Origin of the sequence: uncultured Streptococcus sp., from assembly GCF_963536705.1 — a bacterium.
GTDB lineage: Bacteria > Bacillota > Bacilli > Lactobacillales > Streptococcaceae > Streptococcus.
Genome location: NZ_CAUTAP010000004.1, coordinates 24,968 through 49,957, shown reverse-complemented (window position 1 = coordinate 49,957; position 24,990 = coordinate 24,968). Strand labels below are relative to the sequence as shown.

Below are 24,990 nucleotides of genomic sequence, written 5' to 3'. Positions count from 1 at the left end.
CCAATTCTAAAATTCTAAATCTATTTATTTTTTTCATACATGTTAAAAAAGTGTCATATAAAAAGCATGAATGGAATTTACTAAGTTTGTAAAAGCATTCAGCAAAAATAAAGCTGCCAGTCCAAACCGCTTTTTCCGAAAGGTTTGAACGGCACAAATAAGACAAATGACACATAAAAAGGCCGTAAAAAAACCAAAAATACTACGTTCCATTCTTACGAGTCCTTCCTTTGGTATCTTTTTATTGTAAAATCATAAGGATTCTTTTCATCTTTGGCATGAAATTCACTGCTAACTTCCTGATAAGGAGCCCAGTCAAATGTCTCAGGGAAATAGGTATCTCCTTCCAACTTAGCAGCAATCTGAGTCTGAATCAATTCTTCCAAATACGGTTCAAAAACCTTGATAATCTGGGCTCCGCCAATGATATACAAGTTTCTCTCTTGCTTGTGGTACCAATCCAAGACATCTTCCACCTTGCTGAACAACAGGACATTTTCATTGTCAAATTGATAGTTCTTGTCCTTGCTCAAAATCAGGCTGATCCGATTTGGCAGAACGCGACGCTGCAAACCATCGAAGGTCACTCGACCCATCAAAATAGCATGTCCAGTAGTTGTTGCTTTAAAATGCTGCAATTCTGCCGGGAGATGCCAGGGCATGACTTTGTCTTTTCCAATCAGACCATCCTCCGCCTGAGCCCAAATGGCAATAATCTTCTTTGTCATCCTTTTATCCTTTGTATTAGTAACTCTATTCTATCAAATTTGCTGTAAAAAGGCATGTTTAAAGTATGATTCAAGCAGAACTTTTGCAGAGGTTGGCGGTTTTCGCATACACTTATCAAAATCGTTAAATAGCCAAATCGAACTTCAGCTGAGGTTTAACGGGATTATAGTCCAGCAAGTCAAAATCTTCTGCCTTGATATCAAAGAAATTGGTCCCATCGGGTACATTTAAAACGAGTCGAGGTTGACAGTCGCTAGGTTCCCGACGCAATAGCTCCTCCGCCTGCTCGAACTGATTGTCATAGATGTGCAAGTTATTGATAAAGTAAAAGAACTTGCCGACCTTCCAGCCAAAATGCTTGGCAATCATCATCTGCAGAGCAACGTACTGCATTGCATTGATATGATGAGCAACTAACATATCATTTGAGCGCTGAGTCAGTGTTGCATCCAGATAAATGTCTCCACCCACACGCCGAACGTCAAACATGGTCTGAAAAGCACATGGAAGCAAGCCATCTGTTTCTTCAAAAGCTTCATAATCCCAGAGAGAGATGATATTGCGACGATTCCAAGGATTATCTTCCAACTGTTGGAGAATTTTATGGATAATATCATGCTTCTTGACAACAGCTCCGTAGCGCTGGCCAATAGTACCCGTATCGCCAACTTCCCAGTCATTCCAGTAGTGAACATTATACTTGTCGTTGAGCAGTTCCAGACTATTGGACTGGTCTTGATAGATCCAAAGGACTTCCTTAATGGCAGACTTGATGGCAATAGGGCGCAGAGTCGTGATTGGGAACTCGCCCTTGCTCAAATCATATTCTGCAAAAGAACCAGTGATATATTTAGAGTTAGCTACATTTCCATCCTTGTAGCGCGGACGGGCATTTTCAGAAAAAACACCTTGCTCCATAATCTTTTTAATATTCTCTTTGAAAATCGTATCTGCTAGCGTCATGATTTCTCCTTCGTTCAGTGAGCTTTTTCTAGTATAGCAAATTTTCCATAAAAATTCTCCTACAGACCTTTCTGCAGGAGAACAAATGAAGCATACTTGTAGAATTATTGTAAGACCAATGATGCTGCCCCGACAACACCGGCATCATTTCCAAGAGTAGCCAAGGCCAACTTGGTTGAAGTACGAACCTGCGGGAAGCTATTCTCTTCATAAACCTTGCGCACACCATCAAGTAAGAAGTCACCCGCAGCTGATACGCCACCACCAATAACGATTGTAGATGGGTTAAGAATAGAGCCGATATTGGCACAGGCAATTCCTAGATAGCGCGCGAAATTGCGGTAGACAATCAGAGCCAGCTCATCGCCCTCTTTCGCCAAGTCGAAGACAACCTTTGCATTGACATCTTCACCATTGTCGATCAGTTTTTTCAGCTCAGCATCACCAGCATACTCATCAGCATAGCGACGAGTCAGATTGACAATACCAGTTGCAGATGCAACCGTCTCCAAGCAGCCTTTCTTGCCACAGGTACATTGAATCGGCTGATCAAAGTCAACAGTGATGTGGCCCAACTCTCCTGCTGCTCCAGCAAGTCCGTGCAAGAGCTTTCCTTCTGCAACAATTCCTCCGCCAACACCTGTTCCTAGTGTCATGAATACTACATCAGGCTGGTTTTCTCCAGCGCCCATCCAACGTTCACCCAAAGCAGCAACGTTAGCGTCGTTGTCAATATAGAAAGGAATCCCAGTCGCTTTTTCAATCTTATCCTTGACCGGCTGCAGCGTCTTCCAATTGAGATTGTAAGCACCGATAACAGTCCCTTTCTCACGGTCAACTACTCCTGGCGAACCCATACCAATCCCGATAAAATCCTCAGCTGAAAGCTGAAGTAAGTCCAAACGATGCAGGATTGACTCAATCATATCATCTACGATGTGGCTACCTTCGTCCAAAATATTGGTTTTAATGGACCATTTTTCTTGGATTTCGCCCTCTGAAGTCAAAATAGCAAACTTAATAGATGTTCCACCAAGGTCAATTCCGATTATTTTTTTCGACATGATGTTCTCCTCTGTGTTTTATTTATCATCATTATATCAGATTTTTTCAGTAAGGAAAAGGTTTGCATAAAGAAAAGTGAAAATCAAATCCATCTTTATTACCAAAGTAAACTCACAACTCTTTTGTATAATAATATCTTTCACCAGTATAAGGATAGTCTTTCAGCGCAAACACTTCTGTATAGCCGTGCTTTTTATAAAAATCCGGCGCTTGAAACTGATACGTATCTACAAATGAATATTTGCATTTCCTTTCTCTGGCTTCCTGTTCCGCCCTGCACAGTATTTCCGAGCCTATGCCTTGCCCTCGTAAATCTTCGCTCACATACAAATACTCTATCTCCAGCCAATTTCCAAAAGTTTCGGCCGCCATGCCGGCTAGCAGATTTCCTTGTTCATCTTCCACATAGATGTTAAGAGGTTCGCTTTTGGAGGGCTCCCTCTTTGATTGATTGTAGGATCTAATTAAATTTCCCAGTTCCTGTGTTTTCTTTGAGTCGGTATTTTCTAATCTTAGTTTCATAGATGCCTCCGTTACATCTCTAAAGGTTTTAGATTAACAGTATATGAAACTGTTCGGACTATATCTTCACCTTAAATATCCTTTTGACTTGCTAACCATTGATTATGGTACTCCATCATCGTTTCATAAATATATTTCGGTTTCTCTTTTTTTAGCAACATTAGAAGAATTTCTAACGGTTCAGGTATTCCAAACTTATACCTTCTGCTCTTTCTAGAAGCAAGCCTACTTTTCTTCAAAGCTTCAGGATCCACTGAATGAAAACAAATCGTCAAAATATGTCTCTTATTGAATAATTGGATCTTCCCATAATGTCGAATACGTTCAATTTTATAGTCTATCCTCTGGATTTCTTCCCAACTATAAAACGAAACTTCTCTAAAAAGAAGGGGTCTAAAGTAAAAGCCCTGTTCCGTTAGACGAAGAAAACGTTTATCCCTAAACAAACAAATCCATACTAAAAAAGACAGGAAATCAAAAACAATTGTACCTATCACTAAAAACAATTTTTCAATCACAGAAATATTGGAGTCGAATAATAGGTATCCGTTTTTAGATGGTAATATAAGAACTGCAGTCAAAAAGCCAGCAAGAGCGCTCGCCGATAAAGAAAAAAGGAATATTTTCAACCAGCTCTGCCTAAACACTACTTCTTTCATCCATCTAACCCACTCAGGTATTCATAGCGCTCGTATTTTTCAAGCAATTTTTCGTTCTGCTCATCTAGTTCTTGCTGTAGTTGAGACAGACGAGCAAAGTCCGAGCCATTCTCCTGCATAGCTGCTTCAATCTCAGAAATCCGCTCCTCAAGCGCCTCGATATCGTCCTCAATAGACTCCCACTCCTGCTTTTCAAAGTAGGTCATGCGCTTTTTCTCCTCACGCACCTTGGTCGATTTTTCCTTTTCAGTCTTTTGGGAAATAGCAGAGCTTTCTGCTAGAAAGACTTTTTCATCCAAGTAATCCGTGTAATTTCCGAAAAACTCTCTAATACTTCCATCCTCAAAAGCTAAAATCTTGCGGGCTACCTTGTCTAGGAAATAGCGGTCGTGGCTGACTGTAATGACTGGACCTGCAAAGCCTTGCAGAAAATTCTCCAATACCGTCATAGTCGCAATATCCAAATCGTTGGTCGGCTCGTCAAGAAGTAAGACATTGGGCTTTTCCAAGAGCAGCTTGAGCAGATAAAGGCGCTTTTTCTCTCCGCCAGAAAGCTTTTCGATTAAAGTTCCATGAGTAGAACGAGGAAAAAGAAACTGCTCCAAGAGTTCTGCAATGGAAGTCGTTCCACCGCCTATCTTGACCTCCTCGGCCACTTCTTGCAGGTAATTGATGACCCGCTTAGACTCATCCAAGCCCTCAATCTGCTGAGAGAAATAGGCCACTCGGACTGTCTCTCCGATAATGAGCTGGCCAGCCTGAGGCTGAAGTTTACCGGCAATCAGATTGAGCAAGGTTGACTTGCCGACACCGTTATCTCCAACAATCCCAATACGGTCCTTGTTCTGGATCAAAAAACTGAACTGAGAGAGAATTGGCTTCTGATCATAAGCAAAGTCCACATTTTGAAACTCGATGACTTTCTTACCGATACGGCTAGTTTCAAAGTTCATTTCTAGATTGCCGTCAGTCGTCTGACCAGCCAAATCGTTCTTGAGCTCATGGAAACGATTGATACGAGCCTGTTGCTTGGTTGCCCGAGCCTGAGGCTGCCGCCGCATCCAGGACAACTCCTGCTTGTACAGTTGCTGTTTCTTATGAAGCAAGGCCTCATCCCGCTCATCCTGCTCTGCCTTGAGACGAACATAGTCTTGATAATTTCCTTGATATTCGATCAAACGACCGCCATCCAATTCAAAAATCCGAGTTGAAATATTATCCAAGAAATAGCGGTCGTGGGTGATGAAAAGCACAGTTTTCTTGGAATTTTTCAAGAAATGGGTCAGCCATTCGATGGTATCAATATCTAGGTGGTTGGTCGGCTCATCCAGCAAGAGCAAATCGGCATCACCTAAGAGAACCTGGGCCAGCTGAACTCGGCGACGAAGGCCTCCTGATAACTGACCAACCTTAAGTGACAGATTAGTCAGACCAAGCTTGGACAGGACCGTCTTGACCTGACTTTCGATTTCCCAAGCATGGAGCGAGTCCATCTCGGCCATAACCGCTTCTAGCCTAGACTGTTGACTTTCATCATATGCCGTCAGGAGCAGCTCGTACTCGCGAATCAATTGCATTTCCCGTAAATCACTGGACAAAACAGTGTCAAGCACCGTCTGCTCCTCATCAAAACTAGGCTCCTGAGTCAGATAAGCAATCTTATAGCCTGTCTTAGCAGAAAAAGGGCTGACATCTCCGTCAAAGCCCGACTTGCCCGACAACACATCCAGCAGCGTTGTCTTTCCAGTTCCATTGACACCAATCAGACCAATCTGGTCTAGGTCATGAATGATAAAGGAAATATCCCGAAAAACAGTCTTATCTCCTACTGATTTGGTTAGCTTGTCAACGATAAAATCGCTCATTTCTTCTCCTTGATATAGGCGTAAATGGCCTCTAGTTCATTAGGTAAGTGGCCATCTACAATAGCATATTCCAACTCTTTCAAAATTTGGCCAAGTTTTGGTCCTGGCTTAAAACCAAACTCCCGCATCAGCATGCCACCATTGACCACCATTTCCTGCTTACTATGAATAGTCAGACTGGCATCAAGATTCTGAACCGCAGAGAAATCAACTGCCAAACCTTGCGCCTGCCGAAGCTCTTCTGCTTGTAGCAATAAGTCGTAATCATAGGCATAGCAGTCTCGCTTGGTTAAGTCTCGTTCTGAGCGAATGGCCGCAATCTCAACTAAATCTTCTACTTTCTTGGCAAATTCACGAGAGGTCTTCCATTTTTTTAGAAAGCCTTTGACATTTTGCACATCCAAGGTCAGTAAAAGTGCTGCCCAAGCCTGCTCGGATGCTGAAAAGCGAAAATGTGAATCCAACTCGAAGAGCCTTTCTAACTTAGCTCTGCTTCCCTTCAAATCAGGTAAAAATTCTATAGCACCGCTTGTTAAAAGCACCTCTAATCCCTTGCGCCAAAACGGAGCCAGCAAGAGCTTGTCAAACTCAATAAAAATTCGTTCAACTGAAATCTTTTCCAACAAGGAAGCGCAATCCTTCATCGCTGCAAAAGTATCTTGCTCCAGGTCAAAATCCAAGGCAGCTTGAAAACGAAAGCCCCGCATGATGCGTAGTGCATCTTCATTAAAGCGCTCAGCAGCCGTCCCAACTGCCCGCAAAATCTGATTTTCCAAGTCATCCAAGCCTTGGAAAAGATCGATGACTTGACCGTGTTCATCCAAAGCTAGGGCATTGATGGTAAAATCGCGTCGCTTGAGGTCTTCCTCCAAAGAACGCACAAAAGAAACCTTACTAGGCCTACGGTAGTCCACATAAACATCCTCGGTCCGGAAAGTCGTCACTTCGTATTCGCGGTTATTTTCCAAGACCAAGACAGTTCCATGCTCAATCCCCACATCAACTGTCCGGTCAAAGATACGCTTAGTTTCCTCAGGATAGCTGGAGCTGGCAATATCCACATCGTGAATAGGTCGCTGCAAAAGGGCATCTCGAACAGAGCCCCCAACAAAATAAGCTTCAAAGCCAGCCGCTTTTATCTTCTCTAATACTGGCAAAGCCTCCTGAAATTCAGAAGGCAGAGTTTCTAATCTCATAGTAAATGTTCCAATCCATAGACTAATTCTGAGCGTTTGGCAACTTTTTTAATGGCAAGATTAACTCCTGTCATAAAGGAAGCACGGTCATAGGAATCATGCCGCAGGGTCAATCCCTCTCCCTGACTGCCAAAGATTACTTCTTGATGGGCAACCAAACCTGGCAAGCGGACCGAATGAATACGCATGCCATCGAAATCAGCTCCGCGAGCGCCGGCTATAGACTCTTCCTCATCAGCAGCTCCCTGCTCCTTGCTTGGTCTGACTTGGCTGATGAGCTCTGCTGTCTTGATAGCCGTCCCGCTCGGTGCATCCTTTTTCTGGTCATGGTGCAGTTCGATAATTTCTACATTCGGGAAATACTTGGCTGCCTGTGCTGCAAACTGCATTAGCAAAATAGCTCCTAAGGCAAAATTTGGAGCAATCAATCCACCCAACTCCTTTTCCCTAGACAGTGTGATTAACTCTTCCAACTGTTCTGGAGTAAATCCTGTCGTTCCGACCACCGGGCAAAATCCCTGTTCCAGAGCGAAGTGAGTATTGTCATAAGCTACTTTTGGAGTTGTAAAATCAACCCAGACATGGGCTTTCAGCCCAGCCAATTCTTCCTTGGCATTGAAGACGGGAACACCAGCCACTTCTTTTTCATCCGTAAAGGGATCCAGCAGTCCAACTAATTCTAGTTCAGAATCTTCTGTTACCATTTTATAGGCTGCTTGGCCCATTTTCCCTTTAAAACCAGCAATAATAACTTTGATACTCATGTTTTCCTCCTTACAGAGACAAGCTCAGGCACTCAGACAATCAAATTACAGGAATATAAGCAAGTGCAACACTACCCTTGCCTAGGTGCGTCCCGATAACACTGCCAAAGGTTGCGATAGGAACTTCGCCAGCAATACCGCTGTCTAGCAGATTTTGCTGAAGTTCAGCTGCTTTTTCTGGTGCATTGCCATGGATAACCATAATCTGATAAGCACCGCCTGCTGTTCTTTCTTGGACAAGTTCCAGCATACGCTTGGTTGCTTTCTTCTCCGTCCGAATCTTTTCAAAAACCTCTATCACACCATGTTCATTAAAATACAGAATAGGTTTGATACTGAGCAGATTTCCCAGAATAGCTGCACCGTTAGACAGGCGTCCTCCTTTGACCAAGTGGTCCAAGTCGTCCACCACGATAAAGGCGCTGGTGCCTTCAATCTGCTTCTGGACATTAGCTAAAATTGTGTCAAAATCTAGGCCTTGTTCTGCCCACTCTAGAGCTGATTGGGCCATGATACCGAGCGGTGCACTGGTAATCTTAGAATCTGGAAAGGCAATTTGCAAACCATGAAACTCATCTTTCAGATACTGAATGTTTTGATAAAAACCAGAAATTCCGCTAGATAGAAAGAGCCCCAGAACATGGGTATAGTCTTTGCCGTCTAGAATGGTGAGAATCTCTTCTAACTCAGCAATGCTAGGCTGACTGGTCTTAGGCAGTTCATCTGACTGAGCCATTTTTTCATAAAATTCACTGGCTGTTAAATTTCTGCCTTCGACATAAGTCTCACCAGCAATCACGACTGGAATATCCAAGACGAAAAGATTTTCATTCTCCAGCAGCGAAGCCGGCAGATAGGCCGATGAATCTGTGATAACCGCTAACTTCATGATTAAAACTCCAAATTAATGCCTGGCAAATCTAGAGCAATTTCTGTCACTTCATAAGTCAAGCGGTTGAGCATGGTCAGGCAAGGCCGAGCCAGCTCTTCTACTTCATCGTGGTCAAATTCACTCGGTTCCTCAATAAGACGACCGTGAATGTGGTTGGCTTGCGAAATAGTTCCGCTGATAACAAAATTCTCAAAAACAATCATAAAGGTCAAAATCACAATCAATGAAGTTGTGTGGGCTTCGACATCTCTTTTGACCAATTGGAAATTCACATCAACCTTGGTTTCAGGTGTTCCATTTTCTTTTTCCCACTCAAAATTTCGGGCGTCAAAATGGTACTGACTAACAAATTCTTTTTCGCGCTGTATGTTCATTTTTATTCTCCTAAAAATATGCGATAGGCCCATTATACCATATATCGAGCGAAGTTTCCATGCTAAAATTTGCAGGCCAGAAAACACAAAAAAGAATCTCACTGACAAGCGAGATTCTTTAAATATTATTTTTTAAGTGGTTTGCGCAGGTAACCAAAGATAATACCGCTGACTACTGCACCAATCAATACATATACCAAGTAAAGGATTGGATTGTTTGTCAAACCGATAACGAAGATTCCTCCGTGAGGAGCCATGAGCTTGATACCTGACAATCCTACAAGAGCACCTGTTAGAGCTGAACCTACGATAAAGCTTGGAATAGCACGGGCTGGGTCAGCAGCTCCAAAAGGAATCGCTCCTTCTGTGATGAAAGATAGTCCCATAACGATGTTGGTAATTCCAGAGTCACGCTCTTCTTCTGTAAATTTATTTTTGAAAAGAACTGTTGCTACAAACACTGCTAAAGGCGGAACCATACCAGCTGCCATAACAGCCGCCATAACAGTTGAACCACCACTTGTCAATGATTCAGCCAAAGAAAGAGTACCCACAGTATAAGCAGCCTTATTAACAGGCCCCCCCATATCGACAGCCATCATTCCTCCTACCAGAAGTCCAAGAATAACTGCTGATGTACCACTCAAGCTCATAAGGAAGTCATTAAGAGCTGTATTAATCGCTGACATAGGAATGTTTACTGCCAACATAGCAAATCCGGTAAGAGCAACACCTAACAAAGGGAGAAGAAGAATAGATTTAACACCTTCAAGTGAACGAGGAACTTTGATGTATTTTCTAAGCAATAGTACGATACCACCAGCTAAGAAACCGCCTACCAAAGCTCCTAGGAAACCAGATGAAACTTGGGATTCAGCTAGCGATTTCAAAATTGCTTCAGCTTGTTCCGGAGTTTTATTTGCAAGTTCTTTGTATACTGGAATATTTCCATAAGCAATACCTGCTTTAGCAATTGCACCTGCCACAAAACCAGCCACCAATCCAGGTTTTTCAGCAATGGAATATGCAATATAAGCAGCTAATACAGGAACCATGAAGCCAAAGGCTGCTCCACCAATCTGATTGAAGAGAGCTGACAAACCATTATAATTCCCCAAGTGACTCAACTGATCTTTAGGAACCCCTTGATCGAGCAAGAATGAGATAGCAATCATAATCCCGCCACCGATAACGAATGGCAACATTTGGGAAACACCGCTCATCAAGTGCTTGTAGAAAGCAGCTCCCAGGCTAAGTTTCTCATCGCCGGATTCTGCCGTACCGCCACCATTGGCTGTCTTGTAAATTTCAGCATTTCCTGAAAGAGCCTGATTGATTAGTTCTTCCGTCTTACGAATACCATCCGCAACAGGTCGTTTAATTAACGGCTTGCCATCAAAACGATTCATTTCTACCGCTTTATCTGCCGCGATGATAACAGCTTTAGCTTTTTTAATGTCTTCTGCTGTCAGCTTATTCCCAACACCACTAGCACCGTTGGTTTCAACCTTGATGCCGACACCCATTTCAGCTGCGACCTTCTGCAAGGCCTCTTGGGCCATGTAAGTATGCGCAATCCCTGTTGTACAAGCTGTTACAGCTACAAGGAAGTCTCCGCCTTCATTGGCAGGTTCGACGACAGCAGGTTCTTCTGCTTTTTCTGAAGCTTGGTCAAAGAGCTCAATCACCTGAACAGGCGAAGTCACTTGGCGCAACTTATCCGCAAAGCCATCTTTCATCAGGTATTGGGACAATTCAGCCAAGGCCGCCAAGTGAGTGTCGTTAGCACCTTCTGGAGCTGCAATCATGAAGAAAAGGTCAGTTGGCTGGCCATCCAAACTTTCATAATCTACGCCTTTATTTGACTTGGCAAAAAGCACCGTCGCTTCTTTTACTGCAGTATTTTTGCTGTGGGGCATAGCGATTCCGTCACCTAGACCTGTAGAAGTCAAGGCTTCACGAGCCAAAATCCCTTCTTTGAAAGCTTCGAAGTCTGTCACATAGCCATGATCCACTAGGCTCTGAATCATTTCTTCGATAACAGCTTTTTTCTCTGTTGCCTGCAAGTCTAGCAACATCACATCTTTTCTTAGTAAGTCTTGAATTTTCATATTTTTTCTACCTCTACTTTTTCATAGATTTCTTTTATATAATCAGCTGTCGCCAAATCATCTGAGAAGGTGGTTGCCGTTCCGCAGGCCACTCCCCATTTGAAGGCTTGAATAACATCGCCAGAGCGGACAAACTCTCCAGTAAACCCAGCCACCATAGAGTCGCCAGCGCCAACAGAATTTTTCACATCGCCCTTGATAGGTTTAGCGAAGTAAGCACCTTCTTGAGTTACCAGTAAGGCACCATCACCAGCCATGGAAATGATGACATGCTGGGCACCCTTGTCTAAGATTTGGCGGGCATAACTCTCAATCTGATCCAAGCTTTCAAGCTTGACTCCGAAAATATCACCTAGTTCGTGGTTATTAGGTTTGACCAAGAGCGGCTCAAACTCTAATGAATCAAGCAACGTCTGGCCTTCAAAGTCACAGACGACTTGCGCTCCTGTCTTTCTGGTCAGGCCAATCAACTCCTTGTAGACAACATTTCCTAGATTTTTAGGACTGCTGCCTGCGAAGACTACCGTATCTTCTGAAGTCAGAGAAGAAAGGAACTTCTCAAGTTCTTCTAGTTTCTGACTGGAAATTTCTGGACCAGGTCCATTAATTTCTGTCTCAGCATCTGCTTTAATCTTGACATTGATACGAGTATCCTGCTCAACTTCTACAAAATGGCTTGAGATTCCTTCCTCTTCCAGAGTATCTGTGATGAACTTGCCAGTAAAACCACCGATAAAACCAGTCGCTGTATTCTCAATACCTAGACGTTTGAGAACTCGGCTAACGTTGATTCCCTTCCCGCCAGCGAATTTGTCGTCACTGTCCATCCGATTGACGCTTCCTATAAGGACCTTGTCCAGACGAACAATATAGTCGATGGAAGGGTTTAGTGTGACAGTATAAATCATACCTCAATCACCTCCGTTTTTTCTTTCAGCGCTTGAATCACTTCCGATTCATTTTGAATAGTAATAATGCTTGCTTTGGCAAGAGGAGCGACCTTGACAAAGGACGTCTGTCCTAGTTTAGAAAGATCAGCCAAGACATAAGTCTTCTTAGCATTCTCCAAAATCGCTCTTTTGACAGCTCCTTCCTCCATGTCTGGAGTGGTAAAGAAGCCATCGTCAATGCCATTCATTCCAATAAAGGCTTTATCGAAATTTAACTGACCGATTTGATTTAGGGCAACACCGCCAATGCTGGCATCTGTTGAGGGCTTGACCTTTCCGCCGATAATGACTGTCGGGATATTGCGCTCTACCAACTTGGTCGCATGGTGAATGGAGTTGGTGACGACTGTCACTCTAGGATCATGCAACTCGTTGACTAAAAGCTCATTGGTTGTCCCCGCATCAATAAAAATCACATCATGCTCTTGAATCAAGCTTGCTGCCATCTTGGCAATAGCTGTCTTTTCTTGAATGCTTTTGATAGATTTTTCCTGATTGCTCTCTTCTTCTTGTAGAAAATGAAGGCTTTCGGCTCCACCATGAACTCGTCGCAGTTTATGCTCGCTCTCCAGTTCATCCAAATCTCTTCTGATAGTTGATTCTGAAGTGTTTAAAGCATGTACTAGATAGTCTAAGGAAACAAATTTTTCTCTTATGACTGTCTCTAGAATAACCTGCTTTCTTTCCGACTTCAGCATAAAGCACCTCCTTTGGAATCGTTTACGATTATTATTATACCTCTTTATTTTCCAATGTCAAGCATTTTCTATCAAAAACTTTCATTTTCTATCTTTTTATCGAACAAAAAAAGAGCTGGACTATATCCAACTCCTTACATATCGTTGCATAACTGCCAAATAAAAGGCAATTAGCTATTATTAATCAATGATACAAGATAGGCTGCCATGACAGGCAGAAAAGTTCCAAGAAAAGTAAACACAACCAGAACCCAGAACCAGACTGATTTAAAAGCCTGTCGGTAGGTCCCTGGGAGCGAACGATTGGCGTCAATGTATTCCTTAAATTTTGGCCACTTCAAGATTAAAAGCAAAAGAAATACTGTGCTGCCAGCGATTAATAGGCCGTAAAAAACGATGTTAACAATAGGCTCTGGAGCTTTTTTTGAAAGAAAAGCTATCCCTTCTGCTATGACAAAGTTATTGAGAGCATGAAAAATGATAGACCAGATAATCGAATACTCAAAAGCGATATAACCAAAGCCTAAACCAATCAAACTAGCAAAATAAAACTGATAAAGATTTTCGTGAAAGAGACCAAACAAAATCGCAGTCAGAAGAATGGCAAAAACCTTTCCATGCTTCTCTAATGCTCGCAATCCAGCACCTCTAAAAATGATTTCCTCCGTAACTGGAGCCATCAAAGATGAATAAATCAGCATAGTCAGTGTCTCAGAACCGCCGCCTCCCGATTCCATACTAGATAGATCTAGATTGAAGAGTTGCATGATAGCCTGCATGATCTGATTGACAACAGCTGTAAACATTTGGGCGAATAAAAGGAAGCAAATCATATAAAAGAAAACTTTAGGAGTCATCTTCCGCCCCTTGCGACGAAGGTCGTATTTAAAGAGCTGCTTACCCCGAGACACAGTGAAAGTAAGAACACCGAGACAGGAAGCTAGAATATAGGCTCCACCGTCCTTTTCCATGAATTTGGTAACAATGTCTTGCGTCTTTTGAATGTCCATACCTTGTCCTGGTATGATGACAAAAAAGGCAACAAATACGTAAACGAAGACAGCAGCAACCATGACCCATAAATAAGTGAAGCAAGTCGCTGAAAATCGTCCTAGATCTTTTTTAGGATTTAAAGGTTCGGGTATATAATACATAAAATCTCCTATATTAAATTTTCTCCTTACCCTTTCGGCTTAAGAAATACAAGGTCAAAAAGATTCCCTCATAAAGCAAAGCAAAAAGAATAAAGGCGTGCATGAAAAATTCTTCTGGCAGAATCCAAATGACTGGATCCTTTACTGGGTCAAAAATCCAGGTATTGTCTCCGGCAAAGAGAACCTGATGAAAGAGTGTAAAAAAATTGTTAAAACCAATCATAAAAGCCAGTCCAACAAAGACAAGCGGCAAGAGACTAATCATCAGAAAAGCCCGTCTGTAGAGACCTAAAAATCCCTTTTTGACTACTTTTTTGACAAAGAAGATCAAAGCCGGCAGAGTAACTAGAAAAATAGCTTGCGCCAAGTGAAAAAGATACTTGACTGCCTGAAAATGATGCAGACCAGCTGCTGACGAGCGAAAATCCGGCATTGCCAGCTTCTGACTAAAAGGATTGGTCAGGTAATCCATCAAAATATTAAAATTATACTGGATGGTCTCTGCTTTCAAATAAACCTTATCTGGCAAGTTGAAATAAGAAATCTCTATCGGGTATAAGAGCCAAGCTAGATAAATGGTTAGCAATATCGCTGCTGCCAGCAAGCACAAAAAGCTGGCTGAAAATCTCAACTTATCACGCATCGAAGTCCCACTCCGCTAGACTGGACAAGACATGCGTTGGTTGGATAGGCAGATTGGGCACCTCTTCTGGCAGGGTAAAGCCTGTCGTAACCAAGAGCGTCGGAATGCCATTGTCGATTCCCGCTCGAATATCTGTCAGATAGTTATCACCCACCATGACCACTTCTTCACGCGCCAGTCCTAGATGCTCTATAGCTTTTTCCATGATGATGGCATTGGGCTTGCCGATAAAGGTTGGCTCAACCCGAGTGGCTGCTTCCAAGAGGGCGTTGATAGCACCCGCTCCCGGCTGCAGACCTCGTTCGGTCGGAATATTAAGATCTGGATTGGTCCCGATAAAATGAGCACCTTTTTGAATGGCTAGAGTCGCTATTGTCAACTTCTCATAGTCCACTTCCCAGTCCAGCCCAACTACTACATAGTCTGGATTTTCTGTGTCTTCTATATATCCAGCTTCTTCAATAGCATGTTTAAGTCCCACATCACCAATGACATAGACTTTCTTGCCCAGTTTTTTCTCCTGCATATAGTCAATGGTAGCTAAAGTCGCTGTGTAAATAGTCTCAAGCGGCGTCTCAATATTAAAATTTTTAGCTAGCATGGTCTGCACTGCTTCTGGCGTGCGAGTAGTATTATTGGTCACGAAAAGATAGGGAATCTTGCGCTTCTGCAAGTCATGCACAAAAGCTTCACCAGCCGGAATCCGACTCTTGCCCTTATAAATCGTCCCGTCTAAATCAATCAAATATCCTTTATAAGTCATTTCTACTCTTCCTCATTCTCATGTTTAAACTCTTGCCAGGTCACCAAAGCCTGGGCATTGACTTCGCCGTCACTGGAAATCTGGTGATTGCTCTGCAGACCTTCTAGGTCGTAGCTAGAAGCAATCATGCCGCCCGGTCGAACTTCCTTGACATACTTAAGATGGACTTTCTTGGGAATGTGCTGGGTGAGGAAATCTGCTCCCATAACCTCAAAAATCCAGTCCAGATACTTGCTATTGTTGACATGGCCGTTCATATCCAAGTCGTAAAAGCGTACATGGTAGTCCTTGCTGACAGGATTTTCCAAGTCTGGATACTTAGGACCGCGCAGTAATTTCTTGGAAAAGTCAGACTGGTATGGCGCTACAATCTCTGGATCAACGGCACGAACCTTGCGGCTATCCCGGTCCATGAGAACAAAGGTCGCCATCATCTTGATAATGGCCTCACCCGCCTCATCAAAAATCGTGAAGCGACGGTAGCAAAAGAGCCGATTGTAGGTCAAAGCTTCTGTTTCAATGGTAATTTCCTCTGCAAATCGTGGCAGACGTGTCACATCAATATCATAGTCCGTGATAATCCAGACTAGATTATACTGCTCCAGCATATCCTTGTCACTGACGCCAAGCTCAATCGACTGCATCCCCGATACCTGCAAGGATAGCAGGATGACATCCGGCAGCTTGATATGGCCATTCATATCTGCCATATCGAAAGGAATTTTCATTTTCATTTGATAAGTTAAGCCCATGATTTACTCCAATATAAATTTCTCAGCAACCGTATCGCCCAAAAAGAGACCCTGTTTGGTCATCCGCACGATGTCTCTGTCCGGCACTAGCAAGCCCTGCTCAGTCAGTTTAGCCACGACAGCTCCGTATTGATCTTCAAAGGAGAGACCGAATTTTTCCTCAAAGCGCTTTTTAGAAACACCTGACTTCTTTCGCAAGCCCAAAAACATCTCTTCTTCCATCTTTTCTTTCAGCGTCAGCACTTCTTCCTGCACACGGGTATTGCCTGCTTCCACCGCCTGCATATAATGACGAATAGGCCCGTGGTTTTTATAGCGAACACCATCGACATAGCCAGACGCTCCTGCTCCGATACCATAATACTCCGCATTATCCCAGTACATGAGGTTGTGGCGGCTCTCAAATCCTGGCTTAGAAAAGTTAGAAATCTCATAATGCTCAAAACCCGCCTTTTCCAGCTCAGCTATAATGTATTCAAACATCTCCGCTTCCAAATCTTCCTTAGGTAGAGGCAGTTTCCCTCGCCGCATCCGATTCATGAAGACCGTATGATTTTCCAAAATCAAGCTATACAAACTCATGTGGGGAATGTCCAGAGCAATGGCCTTGGCTACATTGGTTTTCACATCTTCCATGGTCTGCTTGGGCAGGGCATAAATCAGATCAATAGAAATATTGTCAAAACCCGCTTTTTTGAGATTGGCAATATTCTCGTAGATGTCCTTTTCCGAGTGACTGCGTCCAATCTGCTTGAGCATGCGGTCATTGAAGGTCTGTACGCCCAGCGAAACCCGATTGACAGGTGAGTCTTTGAGTATAGCAATCTTCTCCTGATCCAAATCCCCAGGATTGGCTTCAATGGTCAGCTCTTCTAGATAAGACAAGTCCAGCTTGTCTGTCAGCTTTTCCAGCAAAAAAGCCAACTGGGGTGCCGATAGAGCCGTCGGAGTCCCACCACCGATATAAAGGGTACGGAGCTTTTGGATATCATAAGAGTCATACTCCTCAATCAAATGCTCCAGATAACTATCTACCGGCTGATTTTTAATAAAAACCTTGGAAAAATCGCAGTAATAACAAATCTGAGTACAAAAAGGAATGTGCACATAAGCAGAAGTCGGTTTGGTTTGCATAGTAAGATTATAACATAAATCATAAAGACAAGCGGGATAAATGTTGGATTAATAAGGTTAAAATCATAATCGCCAAATCCCTGCTTCAAGCTTTAAACACTTTTATTAAGCAAGTATTATTCAGTAATTTTCGATATGAGAAAATTAATCATTGCTTCTTCTTTGTTGAATTTTTCTTTTTGATATTTGATTAAGTTAGCTTCTTTTAGATTTTCATTCAGATAATACAAATGAATATCTAAAAATCTCTGCAAGGCATAACGAAAACAAACAGTTTTATCGATTGGTCTGGAATAATATTTAAAAAAATTATCTAGCATTTCTTCATATTTTGACCTTTCAACTTTCTGCAGGATTCCCCAAAATAAGGTTCCAATATCCTCTTCAGGCAATGAATATCTGCAATCTCCAAAATCCAATATGGCTACTTCCTTTTCGCAAAGCAGCAAATTTTCATTATGTAAGTCGTTATGAATAAAAATATTCCTCTTCTCAGACTTCATTGACTTCAATGTTTCTGTGTTCTCTTGAAATATTTTCCACAATGCCTGATAGCCTGGAATGATTCTTTCAAGCTGAGGATTGTAAGAAAAAGCTCTGAAATGCAAAGAAGAAATCAAGTCGTCATAAAAGGAGACTCTTTCAAATGTCATCAAATATCTCTGAGAAAAATTATGTATATTTGCTAATTTTCGAGCAAGTTTTGTCAAATTATAGGAAGAGAAAGTCATTTGTTCACCTCTTAAATAAGGATATTTCAGAAAAAAGAGACTTCCATTCTTCACATCCAGCCGATGAATGAACTTCCCATCTGGAAAAGACAGATACCGAAGCGGATTTAACTTGTTCTCGTATAAAGTATTGACAAAATACACTTCTCTTTCTAGATACGCAAAGGCTTGCGAAAAAATTGGCAAACTTTTGGCCAAATAAAGCACACGAACCACCAACTGGTCATCAATCAAATAATTTAGATTTTCACTACCTTTTGAGAGTTGAGAAATCTGACAATCATGACCGTACCATTTATGAAGATTATTCAAGATAAAATTTTCATCTGCAAATTGTTGAAAGAACATAATTCCCCCTCTGATTTGACTACCAACCTATACAAAATCTACCAGCTTAAAACTGGTAGATTTCTTTATTTCCCCAACTCCTGCGTCCTCTTGTAGGCAGCTTGAACGGCATCCATGACCGTTCCTCGAAAGGCATTTTCTTCCAGACTAGCTACCCCAGCGATGGTCGAACCGGCCGGACTGCAGACCTGGTCTTTGAGTTGGGCAGGATGTTGCCCACTGACCTGACTTAGCTTGGCAGCGCCTAAAAGGGTTTGATTGGCCAGTTTAAGCGATATATCGCGACTGAGTCCTGCTCGGACACCAGCGTCCGCTAAGGCCTCTATAAATAGATAGACGAAAGCTGGTCCACAGCCAGCAAGAGCTGTTGCTGCATCCAACTGTTTTTCCTCTAGTTTGACTAAAAGGCCAGCTGAAGACAGAAGCTCGCGCAACAAGTCTTCATCCACTTGATTCGCCTGGTAAGATAAGCTATAGGTAATAACACCCTCACCTACGTCTACCGGTGTATTAGGCATGATCCGAATCCAACGATGGTGGCTAGGTGTCAATTTTTCTAATATTCCCAAGGGCAGACCAGCAGCCATAGAAACCAGCAAAAGAGACTCCCGTTTTTCTAGAACTTCCTGATATTCAGCCAGCAAGTCAGCAAATTGAGCCGGTTTGATTCCCAGAAAAATCACTTCTGCCTGAGAAAAAACTTCTGCATTACTGACCGGCTGCCCACCAACTTCCGCAGCAATCTTTTCAGCCTTGTCACGACTGCGATTAGCCAGAAGTAATTCGCTTCTAAATCTTTCATCTTGGGCAACTAGACGGGCAAGACTGCCGCCCATATTTCCCAGACCGATAAATCCAATTTTCATCTTTATTTCCTCACTTGACCAGTCCCTTGGATGACGTATTTATAGCTGGTCAACTCTTTCAGCCCCATAGGACCTCTGGCATGCAGTTTTTGAGTAGAAATCCCCATTTCGCAGCCAAGGCCAAATTGACCGCCATCTGTAAAGCGGGTTGAGGCATTGACATAAACGGCTGCGCTATCCACCTGCTCTGTGAAGTAAGCTGCCGCTGCATCGTTCTCCGTCACAATGGCATCCGAGTGATGGGTGCTGTGAGCTTCAATATGCTCCACCGCTTCTTCCAGCGAGGAAACCAGTTTGACCGCCAAGATATAGTCTAAAAATTCGGTGTCAAAATCTTCTTGTTTAGCTTGCGAGCCCGAGATATACTGTGTCGCTTTCTCATCCAAACGCAATTCAACAGCTTTTTCTTGCGCAGCATCTCGATATGTCACTAGCATCTTCTGCAAACGTGGCAAAAATGCAGCTGCAATTTCTTCGTGAACCAGCAGTACCTCCATGGCATTGCAGACAGAGGGGCGACTGGTCTTGGCATTCTCAATAATCGCCAAAGCCTTGTCCTGATCAGCGTCCTTATCTACATATATATGAACAATTCCAGTACCTGTCTCAATAACTGGCACAGTAGCATTTTCCACAACCGCCTGAATCAGTCCGGCGCCACCCCGAGGAATGAGTAAATCCAGATAACCCTTGGCCTTCATCATAGCCTGGGCGGAAGCCCGGCTGGTATCAGAAACCAACTGGATACAATCTGGTGAAATAGCCGTCTGTGCCAAGCCTTCTTTCAGAGCTGTGACAATAGCTAGCGCAGTCTGATAGGCATCCTTGCCACTTCTGAGAACGACTGCGCTACCACTCTTTAGAGCCAGAGCCGCAGCGTCTGAAGTAACGTTAGGCCGGCTTTCGTAGATAATCCCAATCACACCCATAGCCACCCGCTTTTTACTGATGACAAGTCCGTTATCAAGCTCAGTCCTTTCCAAGACTTGCCCTACAGGATCCTCCAAGTCAATCAGCTGGCGAATGCCCTCAGCCATGGCAGCAATGCGATCCTCGTCCAGATAGAGGCGGTCCAGCATCACATCTGAAATCTTACTTTTTGCTACAGTCATATCCAATTCATTGGCTGCTAAAATGTCCGCACGAGAAAGCCAAAGCTGCTTTGCCATTTCTTCCAATGCATGGTTTTTCTCAGCCGTTGTGGCCGTATTAATCGTCTTCTTAACTTTCTGAACCTTTTCAAAAATCGCTTGTGTTGAGGTCATCGCTTCTCCTTTCCTTGTCTTCTAAAATTCAGCAAATAAATCATTTAACTCCGGTGTCAAAGAGATCCAGTCATCCCGATGAATGACAACACCTTTAGGTTTATTTGACTTGAGCATATCTTTAAGAGCTGACTTGCCAAAACGCACGCGCCCTTTACCAAGAATAGCTCCGCTGCCTTCCTCGTAAACCGTCACCGTATCTTGATAGGCAAAGCTCCCCGATACAGATACAAGTCCAGACACCAACAAACTTTTTCCCTTATTTCTGAGAGCGTCGGCTGCTCCTTGGTCCACATAGATTTCCCCTTGACTTTTAGCATAGAAAGCTAGCCATTGCTTCTGCGTTTTTAGACCTTTTTCTTGGGCCAAAAAGAGACTGCCATCCTTGGTTTCCTCCGTAGCTTCCAGCAGAGCATCAGTCTTGAGCGAGGAGCAGATATAGACCGGAACTCCAGACATGGTCGCCAGCGTTGCAGCTTTTATCTTTGTTAGCATTCCGCCAGTCCCATTGCTTGTTCCTGCACCGCCTGCCATATCAATCAACTCAGAAGAAATCTTCTCAATCTTTTCAAGTCGACGAGCATCTGGATTGGTAGAGGGATTGGCCGTGTAGAGTCCATCTACATCTGTCAAGAGCACCAGGAGGTCCGCCTGAACCATGGCTGCTACCTGCGCACTCAGTGTATCATTATCTCCGACCTTGATCTCTTCGATGGCTACCGTGTCATTTTCATTAATGATAGGAATAGCTCCGCGATTCAGCAAGACAGACAAGGCCTGGTGGGCATTCTTGTACCGCCTCTTATCTGCAAAATCGTCCTGAGTTAAAAGAATCTGAGCAGAAATGATTTGCTTCAAAAGAAGATTGGTTGTATATTCCTCCAAAAGCAAGCCCTGTCCAACAGCAGCTGAAGCCTGTTTATCCGCCACCTTGGTTGGTCGCTTTTTAAAGCCCAGAGAAGAAAAACCTGCCGCAATAGCTCCTGATGAGACCAAGATTAACTCATGCCCCGCCTCATGCAAAAGAGCCAACTGCCGAGTAATTTCCTTTACTTTAGCGCGTGACAGACTGCCATCTGCGTTAGTCAATGACGAAGTCCCCACCTTAAATACGATACGCTTTGCTTTCATTTCCTTTTCCTTCACTGCTAGATTGTCTTATTATACCACGATTTACAGAAAATAAAAACGACCGCGATTGAAGCGATCAAAGGAAAATTTGTATTTTAATGATGAATGGACTTGCGCTATCCTTGTCGCAATTTTTCTAAGGTTTCTTGGAAAATAGCTGGCACTTCAGCTGTAAATTCCAGCACTTCACCAGTTCTAGGGTGAGTAAAGCCCAAAGTTCGCGCGTGCAGAAATTGGCCATGTCCTTTCAGAGTTTTACGAGGTCCGTAGACTTCATCTCCAGCCACAGGATGTCCAATGTAAGCCATATGGACGCGGATCTGATGAGTTCGTCCTGTTTCCAGCTGAAGCTCAACCAAGCTATAGTCACCAAAACGTTCCAAGACTTGGAAACGCGTCAGAGCTGGCTTGCCTTTGGCAGTCACTGCCTGCTTCTTGCGGTCTTTTTCACTGCGACCAATCGGTGCTTCAATCACTCCACGGTCATTAGGCAGATTTCCATGAACAATAGCCCAATACTTGCGTAGGGATTTCTTATCCTTGAGCTCATCAGCCAGAGCCACATGGGCTTGGTCATTTTTTGCAATCATAAGAAGCCCTGAAGTGTCCTTGTCAATCCGATGAACAATCCCCGGACGGAGGACACCGTTGATGCCAGAGAGGTCTTGGATGTGGTACATAAGGGCGTTGACTAGCGTACCGCTGGTATGGCCCGCAGAAGGATGAACCACCATTCCCTGAGGTTTATTGATGACTGCCACATCCTCGTCTTGATAGACGATTTCTAGCGGAATATCCTCAGGCACATACTCAACCACTTCTGGCTCAGGCAGCTCATAGGAGATGATGTCGCCTTCTTTGACAGCGTATTTGGCTTTTTTGGCTTGTCCATTGACCAAAATCCGGCCGTCCTTAATCTGCTCATGAGCCAAGCTCCTTGACAAGTCTGTCAGCTCGGCAACCGCCTTGTCCAATCGCTGACCAGCTACTGAAGCATCAATTCTTACTTCCATCTTTTTCTTCCTTCAAAATCATCAGCAGTAAAATAGCTACACCAAAGGTCAAATACATATCTGCCACATTGAAAATAGCAAAATTAATAAAATCTAACTGAAACATATCCACGACAAAACCTTGACGTATCCGGTCAATAAAGTTCCCCAAACCACCAGCAACCACCAAGGTCAGTCCGGTCAGCATCCACTTTGAGGCGTGGAGGTGCTTGACGAGGTAGTAAACCGCTCCGCCAATAACCAGGAACGTTACCAAACTAAAGAGCCATTGCTGATTTTCCAGCATGGAGAAGGCTGCGCCGGTATTCTGAAGATAGGTCAGACTCACCAGATGAGGAATGAAACTCTTAACCTGCCCCAGCTTAAAACCGCTGACAATATACAACTTAACCAGCTGATCCAGAACAATAAGAATCAAGACTGCAAAAGGAATAATAATTTTTCTTTTCATACTTTATTTTTTCTGTGCAAAATACTCTTTCATAACCGATACGAAGTCTTCTCCGACCTGAGTCAACTCCACATCTTCACGCTTGACATAGACCATATGGTTGTCCAAGTTGTCACGAAGCTTGATGACAGTAATACCATTTACACTGTTGCTGTCCAAAAAGCCAGATCCAGTCGCATAAGCATCAGTTCGCTCCAAAATTCCATTCAAAGTCGCCCGGTCCGTCACATTAAACATCTGTGAGCTGGCACTGGTATCGACAAAGTTCTCTGAATAATAGAGATATTCGTCCTTTTCCTGAGTGAAGCGAACAGTCGGCAAAGCAGCCAAATCTTCCATGACAAGCTCCTTCTTCTGAGTCAGAGGATGATCTTCCCGCAGATAAATGTGGGTCTGAAAGGGAATCAGCTCAATTACTTCCAAACCAAGCTTTTCCACCCGCTGCATAATCCCTTTAGTGTTCTGATTATTGAGGTAGATAATACCGATTTCACTATGGCCTTGCGCTACTTCATCCAGAATCTGTACAGTTGTTGACTCAAAAATCCGGAAGTTCTTATACTCTGGATAGGTCTGAGAAAATTGTGTAATCAAAGGTGGCAGAAAATCATAGTGCTGGCTGGCAATAGAAAACTCATCCCGCTCTTCCTCAGGATTGGCATATTGGTTTTGAAAAACATCAAAGCCCTTGACCAAGTCTTGAGCCTTCTCATAAAACTCCATTCCTCGGCGAGTCAGAAAAGTCCCGCTGCTAGTCCGACGAAAAATCTTGAAGCCCAGCTCTTTTTCAAGATCACGAACAGAGATAGACAGACTAGGCTGGCTGACATACATTTTTTCCGCAGCTTCTCGAAAAGTCCCACTATTAGCAATGGCGACTACATAACGCAATTGTTGAATATTCATAACATTTTCCTTCTTTACATATCGTCTCATTATATCATAAACAAAGGCAGAACAAAAGAAACCAGCTGTAAGAAGCCGGCTTCTCCTTTTAAGTTAATGAGCAATCTGAGACAAATTTGCTATTTTTCTTTTAGATAGACAACCTCTGTCATCTCTTTGAAGCCTAGCTTTTTATAAAGTTTCAATGCTCGGGTATTCTGCTTTTCTACGACAATCTGAAACTCCTGTCCATTGAGTTTATTCAAATCCTGCATACTTGCAAGTAAGAGATAGCTTCCTAGCCCCTGCCCCTGAAAATCTTGATCAACCGCCAAGCCAAAGAAATAATTGGTTCCAAAATCTGTATCAACAGACACAGAAGCTACAACTCTACCATCTTTCTTCAAGATATAAAGCAGACTGGAGCCACTGTTCATGGATTCTTGGGCGTATTTCAAGGAAACATCTAGCGGTGTCTCAAAGACTTGGGACTGAAAGGCTGAAATCTCTTCTGACAAGTCCAAACTTCCCTGCAAGACCTCTATCCCTTCTCTCTTTTCCAGAGGAAAAGTTTGAGCAGGCTGTGCCAGCCAGATTTCTGCTTCATCCGCTTGGTAATCAAATCTCCGAACAAAATCGGGATGACCGTTCAAAAATACCAGCTCTGCTACATACTCAATCTCAGTCAAATCATACTTATCAGCTACCTTGGCAAAAGCAGCTAAGAGCAGATTAGCCATACCCTGACGGCGATACGTCGGCAGAACATAGAGAGAAACCTCTGCTTGACCAGGTTCGTCCGCATAGACTGATAAAAATCCGATGGTTCGGCCATCCATCTCAGCTAAGAAAAAGGCTGGCATTTCAGGAACTGCATTATAATTATTATCCAGATAGGGCAGCCGATAGCCTCCATCTACCTTATTACACTCTTGAACTAATTCAAATAATTCCTGCTTTTCTTTCTCGGGCAATGCACTATAAATTCTTATTTGCATCCGTCTCACTTCCTTTCAGTATTTCTTTCTATTTTACTACAAAAACCTTAGTCAAGCCATTCAAAAAG

General features: G+C 43.2%; 27 protein-coding genes. All 27 read right to left on the bottom strand.

What is annotated here, in order from left to right; genetic code table 11:
• Positions 1–42: 42 nt before the first annotated feature.
• The 27 genes from RWX26_RS03545 to RWX26_RS03415 all read right to left on the bottom strand — a co-directional run bounded on the left by RWX26_RS03545 (position 43) and on the right by RWX26_RS03415 (position 24,922).
• Positions 43–213: a hypothetical protein gene (locus RWX26_RS03545; protein ID WP_002895584.1), complete on the bottom strand. Its 171-nt coding sequence runs from the start codon at positions 211–213 to the stop codon at positions 43–45.
• A gap of 2 nt (positions 214–215) precedes the next feature.
• Entirely contained in the window at positions 216–728 is a 513-nt protein-coding gene (locus RWX26_RS03540; protein ID WP_314579241.1) for a dihydrofolate reductase, read from the bottom strand.
• Positions 729–852: 124 nt separating this feature from the next.
• A complete protein-coding gene (locus tag RWX26_RS03535; protein ID WP_314579239.1) occupies positions 853–1,692 on the bottom strand; it encodes a thymidylate synthase in 840 nt (279 codons plus the stop codon).
• A 104-nt stretch (positions 1,693–1,796) separates the two neighbouring features.
• Positions 1,797–2,756: an ROK family glucokinase gene (locus tag RWX26_RS03530; protein ID WP_314579236.1), complete on the bottom strand. Its 960-nt coding sequence runs from the start codon at positions 2,754–2,756 to the stop codon at positions 1,797–1,799.
• 112 nt (positions 2,757–2,868) lie between these two features.
• A complete protein-coding gene (locus tag RWX26_RS03525) occupies positions 2,869–3,279 on the bottom strand; it encodes a GNAT family N-acetyltransferase (protein ID WP_314579233.1) in 411 nt (136 codons plus the stop codon).
• 71 nt (positions 3,280–3,350) lie between these two features.
• Positions 3,351–3,938 carry a hypothetical protein gene (locus tag RWX26_RS03520; protein WP_314579231.1) on the bottom strand — a complete coding sequence of 196 codons (588 nt, stop codon included), beginning with the start codon at positions 3,936–3,938 and terminating at the stop codon, positions 3,351–3,353.
• Complete coding sequence (locus RWX26_RS03515; RefSeq protein ID WP_314579228.1) at positions 3,935–5,803, bottom strand: ABC-F family ATP-binding cassette domain-containing protein; 1,869 nt, start codon at positions 5,801–5,803, stop codon at positions 3,935–3,937. Before RWX26_RS03515 ends, RWX26_RS03520 begins: the two co-directional genes overlap by 4 nt.
• Positions 5,800–6,999, bottom strand: coding sequence for a CCA tRNA nucleotidyltransferase (locus tag RWX26_RS03510; protein ID WP_314579225.1), 1,200 nt, complete (start codon positions 6,997–6,999; stop codon positions 5,800–5,802). Before RWX26_RS03510 ends, RWX26_RS03515 begins: the two co-directional genes overlap by 4 nt.
• A complete protein-coding gene (gene dapB / locus RWX26_RS03505) occupies positions 6,996–7,763 on the bottom strand; it encodes a 4-hydroxy-tetrahydrodipicolinate reductase (protein ID WP_314579223.1) in 768 nt (255 codons plus the stop codon). The genes RWX26_RS03510 and dapB overlap by 4 nt, the downstream gene beginning before the upstream one ends.
• Before the next feature lie 40 nt (positions 7,764–7,803).
• The gene (locus tag RWX26_RS03500) at positions 7,804–8,652 is read right to left on the bottom strand and encodes a DegV family protein (RefSeq protein WP_314579221.1); all 849 of its coding nucleotides are present in this window, start codon (positions 8,650–8,652) and stop codon (positions 7,804–7,806) included.
• 2 nt (positions 8,653–8,654) lie between these two features.
• Positions 8,655–9,029 carry a DUF1149 family protein gene (locus RWX26_RS03495; protein WP_002915309.1) on the bottom strand — a complete coding sequence of 125 codons (375 nt, stop codon included), beginning with the start codon at positions 9,027–9,029 and terminating at the stop codon, positions 8,655–8,657.
• 125 nt (positions 9,030–9,154) lie between these two features.
• Positions 9,155–11,140: a fructose-specific PTS transporter subunit EIIC gene (locus tag RWX26_RS03490; protein WP_314579218.1), complete on the bottom strand. Its 1,986-nt coding sequence runs from the start codon at positions 11,138–11,140 to the stop codon at positions 9,155–9,157.
• On the bottom strand, positions 11,137–12,048 hold the full coding sequence (gene pfkB, locus RWX26_RS03485; protein ID WP_314579216.1) for a 1-phosphofructokinase: 912 nt from the start codon (positions 12,046–12,048) through the stop codon (positions 11,137–11,139). The genes RWX26_RS03490 and pfkB overlap by 4 nt, the downstream gene beginning before the upstream one ends.
• Entirely contained in the window at positions 12,045–12,788 is a 744-nt protein-coding gene (locus tag RWX26_RS03480; RefSeq protein ID WP_002913607.1) for a DeoR/GlpR family DNA-binding transcription regulator, read from the bottom strand. The genes pfkB and RWX26_RS03480 overlap by 4 nt, the downstream gene beginning before the upstream one ends.
• A gap of 170 nt (positions 12,789–12,958) precedes the next feature.
• A complete protein-coding gene (locus tag RWX26_RS03475) occupies positions 12,959–13,942 on the bottom strand; it encodes a CPBP family intramembrane glutamic endopeptidase (RefSeq protein ID WP_314579212.1) in 984 nt (327 codons plus the stop codon).
• Between the two features lie 13 nt (positions 13,943–13,955).
• The gene (locus RWX26_RS03470; protein WP_314579209.1) at positions 13,956–14,585 is read right to left on the bottom strand and encodes a TIGR01906 family membrane protein; all 630 of its coding nucleotides are present in this window, start codon (positions 14,583–14,585) and stop codon (positions 13,956–13,958) included.
• Positions 14,578–15,348 (bottom strand): TIGR01457 family HAD-type hydrolase, encoded by a 771-nt coding sequence (locus RWX26_RS03465; protein WP_314579206.1) that lies wholly within the window; start codon positions 15,346–15,348, stop codon positions 14,578–14,580. The genes RWX26_RS03470 and RWX26_RS03465 overlap by 8 nt, the downstream gene beginning before the upstream one ends.
• A gap of 2 nt (positions 15,349–15,350) precedes the next feature.
• Positions 15,351–16,100, bottom strand: coding sequence for an acyl-[acyl-carrier-protein] thioesterase (locus tag RWX26_RS03460; RefSeq protein WP_268686653.1), 750 nt, complete (start codon positions 16,098–16,100; stop codon positions 15,351–15,353).
• Between the two features lie 3 nt (positions 16,101–16,103).
• Positions 16,104–17,234 carry a radical SAM family heme chaperone HemW gene (hemW, locus tag RWX26_RS03455; protein ID WP_314579203.1) on the bottom strand — a complete coding sequence of 377 codons (1,131 nt, stop codon included), beginning with the start codon at positions 17,232–17,234 and terminating at the stop codon, positions 16,104–16,106.
• A 116-nt stretch (positions 17,235–17,350) separates the two neighbouring features.
• Positions 17,351–18,313: an aminoglycoside phosphotransferase family protein gene (locus RWX26_RS03450; RefSeq protein WP_314579202.1), complete on the bottom strand. Its 963-nt coding sequence runs from the start codon at positions 18,311–18,313 to the stop codon at positions 17,351–17,353.
• 65 nt (positions 18,314–18,378) lie between these two features.
• Positions 18,379–19,179 carry a pyrroline-5-carboxylate reductase gene (gene proC, locus RWX26_RS03445; RefSeq protein WP_314579201.1) on the bottom strand — a complete coding sequence of 267 codons (801 nt, stop codon included), beginning with the start codon at positions 19,177–19,179 and terminating at the stop codon, positions 18,379–18,381.
• Positions 19,180–19,181: 2 nt separating this feature from the next.
• On the bottom strand, positions 19,182–20,444 hold the full coding sequence (locus tag RWX26_RS03440; protein WP_314579199.1) for a glutamate-5-semialdehyde dehydrogenase: 1,263 nt from the start codon (positions 20,442–20,444) through the stop codon (positions 19,182–19,184).
• 21 nt (positions 20,445–20,465) lie between these two features.
• The gene (gene proB, locus RWX26_RS03435; protein WP_314579197.1) at positions 20,466–21,575 is read right to left on the bottom strand and encodes a glutamate 5-kinase; all 1,110 of its coding nucleotides are present in this window, start codon (positions 21,573–21,575) and stop codon (positions 20,466–20,468) included.
• Positions 21,576–21,691: 116 nt separating this feature from the next.
• Positions 21,692–22,588: an RluA family pseudouridine synthase gene (locus tag RWX26_RS03430; RefSeq protein ID WP_314579195.1), complete on the bottom strand. Its 897-nt coding sequence runs from the start codon at positions 22,586–22,588 to the stop codon at positions 21,692–21,694.
• Positions 22,572–23,039, bottom strand: a complete 468-nt coding sequence (lspA, locus tag RWX26_RS03425) for a signal peptidase II (RefSeq protein WP_314579193.1) — start codon at positions 23,037–23,039, stop codon at positions 22,572–22,574. Before lspA ends, RWX26_RS03430 begins: the two co-directional genes overlap by 17 nt.
• A gap of 3 nt (positions 23,040–23,042) precedes the next feature.
• Entirely contained in the window at positions 23,043–23,945 is a 903-nt protein-coding gene (locus RWX26_RS03420) for a LysR family transcriptional regulator (protein WP_032908183.1), read from the bottom strand.
• A gap of 119 nt (positions 23,946–24,064) precedes the next feature.
• Positions 24,065–24,922, bottom strand: a complete 858-nt coding sequence (locus tag RWX26_RS03415; RefSeq protein WP_314579189.1) for a GNAT family N-acetyltransferase — start codon at positions 24,920–24,922, stop codon at positions 24,065–24,067.
• Positions 24,923–24,990 lie beyond the last annotated feature (68 nt).